Origin of the sequence: Bacillus sp. MYb209 (assembly GCF_002975175.1) — a bacterium.
GTDB lineage: Bacteria > Bacillota > Bacilli > Bacillales > Bacillaceae_G > Bacillus_A.
Genome location: NZ_PCNZ01000018.1, coordinates 102,154 through 108,406, shown reverse-complemented (window position 1 = coordinate 108,406; position 6,253 = coordinate 102,154). Strand labels below are relative to the sequence as shown.

The following is a 6,253-nucleotide window of genomic DNA, read 5'->3' as shown; positions in this document are numbered from 1 at the left end:
CTTCTTGATGTTGCCTAACTTTTTTCAAAATGTCCTTTACAAAGGGTACAGATTAAATTGCGTCTCTTTTTTTTTATTTACAATGAAGAAACTTTTATAATTTCATTCACCGTATTTGAAATGATTTTTAAAAAATCATAAAGGAAATATAAAGCGGAATGTTGTATATGTACATAGGAGGAATCTTTTTACTAATTAAACATATAATTAAAACAGACCGACAGTCGGTCTGTTAGGAAGGAGAACATGAATGAGAATCGTAAAGGAGTATGAAGAGCGTAGAAACGAGATTTTAGAAACTGCAGAAAAATTATTCGTTACAAAAGGGTATATGAAAACAACGATTAATGACATTTTAAAAGAAATCGGTATAGCTAAAGGGACATTTTATCATTATTTTAATTCGAAAGAAGAAGTGATGGATGAAATCATTATGAGGATTATTAAAGTGGATGTAGCGAAAGCGAAAGCAATAGTCTCTAATCCAGATATCCCGGTTTTAGATAAGTTATTTCGAGTTTTAATGGAACAATCGCCAAAATCAGGAGATATAAAAGAAAAAATGATTGAACAATTTCATCAGCCAAATAATGCGGAAATGCATCAAAAAAGTTTAGTGCAATCAATTATACATTTATCTCCTGTTTTAGCAGAGGTGTTAAAGCAAGGAATCGAAGAGGGTATATTTTCTACCCCCTATCCTCAAGAAACGATTGAATTATTAATTTCATCAGCGCAAGTAATATTCGATGATGGGTTATTCCAATGGAAGCCTGAAGAAATGATGAGAAGAGCTGAAGCCTATATTAAAATGATGGAAGCTTCTGTTGGAGCGAAGGAAGGTTCTTTTGATTATATGTTGGAGGTTTTAATCAAACAGAAATAGTAATTTTCTGTTTGATTAAAACAGACCGACAGTCGGTCTAAAATAAATGAAGGGTGTGGGTATGATGTCAATCAGCACAAAATCGTCTATGAAAGATTTTCATTTAATGGTTTTGGGGCAAATTATAACAATTTTAGGATCAACGCTCTTGCGTTTTGCTTTGTCCTTATATGTGTTAGATATAACAGGGCGTGCAGATATATTTGCGGGATTATATGCAATAACGAGTATTCCATTTTTGTTGGCACCTCTCGGCGGGGCAATTGCAGATCGCTTTAATCGCCGTAACTTAATGGTTATCTTTGATTTTATAAACGCTACAATTGTATTAGGTTTCATTGCTATATTAGTTAATGGTTCTGTATCTATTATATGGATTGGAATTGTTATGTTTCTATTAGCAGTTGTTAGTGCGATGTACGCGCCAGTTGTAATGGCAAGTATTCCGCAATTAGTTCCAGAAAAAAAGCTAGAGCAAGCTAATGGTATCGTTAATGGTGTGCAAGCATTATCCAATATTGTTGCGCCTGTATTAGGAGGAGTATTATATGGCATAATTGGTTTGAAAATGCTTGTTATAATAAGTGGCATTGCGTTTTTTCTATCAGCCATATTAGAAATGTTTATTAAAATACCATTTATAAAAAGAATTCAAGAAGACCATATCGTACCGACAATTGTAAAAGATATGAAAGAAGGATCTCTTTACGTTTTAAAACAACCATTTATTTTGAAATCTATGCTTCTTGCAGCGCTTTTAAACTTAATTTTGACACCATTATTTGTTGTAGGGGGACCTATTATTTTACGAGTAACTATGCAAAGTAGCGATACGTTGTACGGAATTGGGATGGGGTTAATCGATTTTGCTACAATATTAGGTGCATTATCAATTGGTTTCTTTTCTAAAAAGTTGCAGATGAAAACATTGTATTACTGGATGCTTGTTATTGCTTTATTAGTTATACCAATGGCTTTATCAGTTACACCATTTATCCTTAATATGGGACACTACCCTCCATTAATCCTCTTTATACTTTGTTCTATTTTTATTGCAATGATTATGACAATCGTCTCCATTTATGTAATTACCGTTGTACAAAAGAAAACACCAAATGAAAATTTAGGGAAAGTAATGGCAATCATAACAGCAGTGTCTCAATGTATGGCACCAATTGGGCAAGTTGTATATGGTTTTATGTTTGAAGAGTTTATTTTGAAAATTTATTTACCTATATTATGTATTAGTTTCATATTGATAATAATAGCTTTTGTGACGAAGAAAATATTACGGAATGAGGGGAACTAGATTGATATGATTAGGAGAATGTTAAAAAGAGATTTCTCTCAAAATAAAATGATAATCGTTATTTTATTTATGTTTATAATGCTATCAACTCTTTTAATGGTTAGTGCTTCAAGTATGGTTGTAACTCTGTTTAGTTCAATGGGTCAATTGTTTAAACAATCAAATGCACCTCACTTCGTACAAATGCATGCTGGAGAAATAAATCAAAAATCAATTGATTCTTTTGTTGCGAAAACGCCATTTGTAAAAGAACAGCAAACAGCTGAAACGATCCTATTGAATGGGTCTAATGTATTTATAAAAAATAAAGAGCATGCAGAACATAATAGTGTAATGGATATAAGTTTCGTTAAACAAAGCACTTCTTTTGATTTTCTATTAGATTTAAATAACAAAGTAATAGATGTTTCAAAAGGTGAAATTGGTGTGCCAATTTATTATATGCAAAAGTATGATTTGCATATTGGAGAGAAAATATGGATTGTAAAAAATAATATTGAACTGGAATTTACAATTTCGACATTTGTTCGTGATGTTCAAATGAATCCATCAATCGTTAGTTCAAAGCGATTCGTAATAAGTGATGTAGATTGGAAAAGAGTAAAAAGAAATTTTGGAGAAAGTGAATATCTTATTGAATTTCAGCTAACAGATTTAAATAAAATAAATGAATTTGAAAATTTATACCAGTCATCGAACTTACCTCAAAAAGGTCCCTCTATTACTTATTCTCTATATAAAACACTCAATTCGTTAACAGATGGAATAATAGCAGCAGTTATTATGATAATAAGTACCTTATTAATGCTAATTGCAATTTTATGTATTAGATTTACAATCATTACTTCTATGGAAGAAGACTATCGTGAAATTGGTGTTATGAAAGCTATCGGTATTCAAAATAAAGATATTCAAAAACTTTATTTAACAAAGTATGTTTTTATTTCGGCTAGCGCATGTATATTTGGATATATTCTTTCCTTATTTGTTACAAAAATCTTTACCTCTAATATCGTACTTTATATGGGAGCGGTAGATAAAAGTATTGTACATTATATTGTGCCGTTAATATCTACATCACTGATGTTTGTGGCTGTTATACTTTTCTGCCGATTCGTTTTGCGGAATTTTAGGAGAATTACGGCAATAGATGCTTTACGAAAAAGAGATGAGATAGGAAAAACAAAGCATAGAAAGTCTCTTTCACTCTTTCAATCTAAAATTTTAAGTGTAAACATATTTCTTGGTATACAAGATGTAGTGAAACGATTTAAATTATATCGAGTATTAATTGTCGTTTTAATAATTGCAGTGTTTATGATTGTTGTTCCAGTTAACTTTTTGTACACGATTAAGTCACCGCAGTTTGTCAATTATATGGGGACAGGGAAAAGTGATATAAGAATAGATTTACAGCAATCTGAAAATATAGAGAAACGATTTAAAGACGTTATATCGTATATACGAAAAGATAGTGATATAAAAAAACACGCTGCATTTGTAACAAGTACATTTAAAATGGTGAATGCTGATGGTACACATGAAAATATAAATGTGGAAGTTGGAGATTTTACTAAATTTCCACTAGAGTATGTTGAAGGTATGGCACCAGAAAATGAAAATGAAATTGCTCTTTCTTATATGAATGCTAAAGAATTAAAAAAGAATGTAGGTGATAGAGTAATTTTAATTGTAGAAGGAAAAGAGAGGGGGCTAACTATTAGTGGTATATACCAAGATGTAACGAATGGTGGAAAAACAGCTAAGGCGAACGTACCATATAACATAGAAAATATAGTATGGCATGTAGTAAATATAGATATAAAGCCTACTGTGAATATGCAAGAAAAAATGAATGAATATAAACAAAATTTTTATTCCGCAAAAATAACAGATACGGATGATTATTTGTCTCAAACTTTAGGAGAGACAATTAATCAATTAAAACTTGTGACTCAAGTTGCAATTATGATTGCTATAACAATATCTATTCTAATCACTACGATGTTTTTTAAAATGTTATTAGCAAAAGACTCCTCGCAAATTTTAATTATGAAAAGTATCGGCTTTTCTTACAAAGATATTCGTATGCAGTATGTAACTCGTTCTATTGCCATTGTATTAATTGGTATTGTAACAGGTACATTTATAGCTGCTACGTTTGGAGAAGTGCTAGTAAGTTGGTTAGGTTCATTTATGGGAGCTGCTCACATAAAGTTTGTAGTTGACCCATTTATTTCTTATGTAATATGTCCAGCTATTCTATTTATAGCAGTATCCACAACAACACTTTTTAGTAGTTTAACTGTGAAACAAACAAATGATTTAAAAGCAAATGGAGAATAGGAGGTGTGTAAATTGAAAAAGATTTTAGAAGTAAAACAATTAAATAAAAAATATTCAATAGATGGAAATAGAACTTACCACGTACTTAAAAATATAGATTTAGAGATTAATGTAGGAGAGTTTGTATCAGTCATGGGACCTTCTGGATCTGGAAAATCAACGTTACTTTATAATATAAGTGGTATGGATCGAATGACTTCAGGAAGTGTGAGAGTTTCTAATAAAAATATATCATTTATGAATGAGGAAGCGTTAGCAAAATTACGTCTTAACGAAATGGGATTTATTTTTCAGCAAAGCAATCTTCTTAGAAATTTGAATCTTTTTGATAATATAGTTTTGTCCGCATATTTAGCAAAAGTTGAGAGTAGGAAAGTCATAAATAAACGTGCACTTGAGTTGGTGAAGAAAATGGGGATAAGTGATATAGCAACTAATAATATAACTGAAGCATCAGGGGGACAATTACAAAGGGTATCTATTTGTAGAGCTCTCATAAACAATCCTAATATTATTTTTGCTGATGAACCAACTGGCGCTCTGAATTTAAAAGTGACAGAAGAGGTAATGGATATTTTATCGAATATAAATTGTAATGGTACTACAGTTATGTTAGTTACTCATGATGTAAAGGTAGCAGCTAGAACAGAAAGAATTCTTTTTATGGTGGATGGGGAATTTGTCGGTGAAATAAGAATGGGTAAGTATATGAAGGATGATTTGAAAGCACGAGAAGAGAAGCTCTTAAAATGGTTGACAGAAATGGGATTTTAATAATCTTTTAGTATGAATTTAAAAGAAGATGTTTCTGAATCACTACCTCCTACTGTAAGTGGGAGTTTTTTCTTTGTCTAAAAGTCTATAATTAGATATGATAATTTTCTGGATATTTAAAAGGGGGATTTTAAATGAAAAATGAAACGTTACATACACAAGAAGATGTTTTAAAAATGCTTGATTCCTTATTAAGACCCGCAGTACCATTTTGGAATGAATTTTATGCGAATAGAGAAAAAAATGTTCCATTTTTTGCAAATGTACCAGATGAGAATTTAGTTTCATATATACAAAAAGAATGGATTTCAAAAGGGAAAGTGTTAGAACTTGGTTGCGGTCCAGGAAGAAATGCAATTTATTTAGCGAAACAAGGGTTTGATGTAACAGGAGTGGATTTATCTATAGAAGGCATTAATTGGGCGAAAGAGAGGGCATTAGAAAAAGGAATAGAAATGCAATTTATTTGTGATTCGATTTTTAATTTAAATGTTCAAAATGAATTTGATTTTGTTTATGATTCGGGTTGCCTACATCATATTCCGCCACATAGAAGAATGAACTATATAGAGTTAATTAATAACTCTTTAAAATCAGGCGGTTATTTCGGATTAACATGCTTTGCAGCAGGTGATTTGGATGACCGGAATGGATCTGAAATAACAGATTGGGATGTATATAGAGGGTGGAATTTACAAGGTGGTCTTGCATATTCAGAAGAAAAGTTAAGAGAGATATTTAATGAATTTGAAGTAATTGAAATAAGAAAGATGAAACAAATTGAACACCCGAATGACATGTTCGGAGAATCATTTCTTTGGACAGCATTGTTCAAAAAATAACAAGGATAGACAATTGACAAGCCGAGGATTATTATAGATAATATAGTTACAAGAACGTGTGTTCTTAATTTTTATCCAGACGTATATTAAATGTAT

General features: G+C 31.0%; 5 protein-coding genes. All 5 read left to right on the top strand.

Annotated features, from left to right (window positions below; translation table 11 throughout):
• The first annotated feature begins 250 nt into the window (after window positions 1-250).
• Entirely contained in the window at window positions 251-886 is a 636-nt protein-coding gene (locus CQZ94_RS21830; protein ID WP_105587052.1) for a TetR/AcrR family transcriptional regulator, read from the top strand.
• Between the two features lie 61 nt (window positions 887-947).
• Window positions 948-2,195: an MFS transporter gene (locus CQZ94_RS21825; protein ID WP_105587051.1), complete on the top strand. Its 1,248-nt coding sequence runs from the start codon at window positions 948-950 to the stop codon at window positions 2,193-2,195.
• Window positions 2,196-2,201: 6 nt separating this feature from the next.
• A complete protein-coding gene (locus tag CQZ94_RS21820) occupies window positions 2,202-4,541 on the top strand; it encodes an ABC transporter permease (RefSeq protein WP_105587050.1) in 2,340 nt (779 codons plus the stop codon).
• A gap of 12 nt (window positions 4,542-4,553) precedes the next feature.
• A complete protein-coding gene (locus CQZ94_RS21815) occupies window positions 4,554-5,315 on the top strand; it encodes an ABC transporter ATP-binding protein (protein WP_142395900.1) in 762 nt (253 codons plus the stop codon).
• A gap of 134 nt (window positions 5,316-5,449) precedes the next feature.
• Window positions 5,450-6,157, top strand: coding sequence for a class I SAM-dependent methyltransferase (locus tag CQZ94_RS21810; RefSeq protein WP_105587048.1), 708 nt, complete (start codon window positions 5,450-5,452; stop codon window positions 6,155-6,157).
• The last annotated feature ends 96 nt before the right edge of the window (window positions 6,158-6,253 follow it).

Bases quoted from the DNA above. Each gene is read 5' to 3' on its own strand.
- CQZ94_RS21830 (WP_105587052.1), top strand. From the start codon at position 251: ATGAGAATCGTAAAGGAGTATGAAGAGCGTAGAAACGAGATTTTAGAA.
- CQZ94_RS21825 (WP_105587051.1), top strand. From the start codon at position 948: ATGATGTCAATCAGCACAAAATCGTCTATGAAAGATTTTCATTTAATG.
- CQZ94_RS21810 (WP_105587048.1), top strand. From the start codon at position 5,450: ATGAAAAATGAAACGTTACATACACAAGAAGATGTTTTAAAAATGCTT.
- CQZ94_RS21820 (WP_105587050.1), top strand. From the start codon at position 2,202: ATGATTAGGAGAATGTTAAAAAGAGATTTCTCTCAAAATAAAATGATA.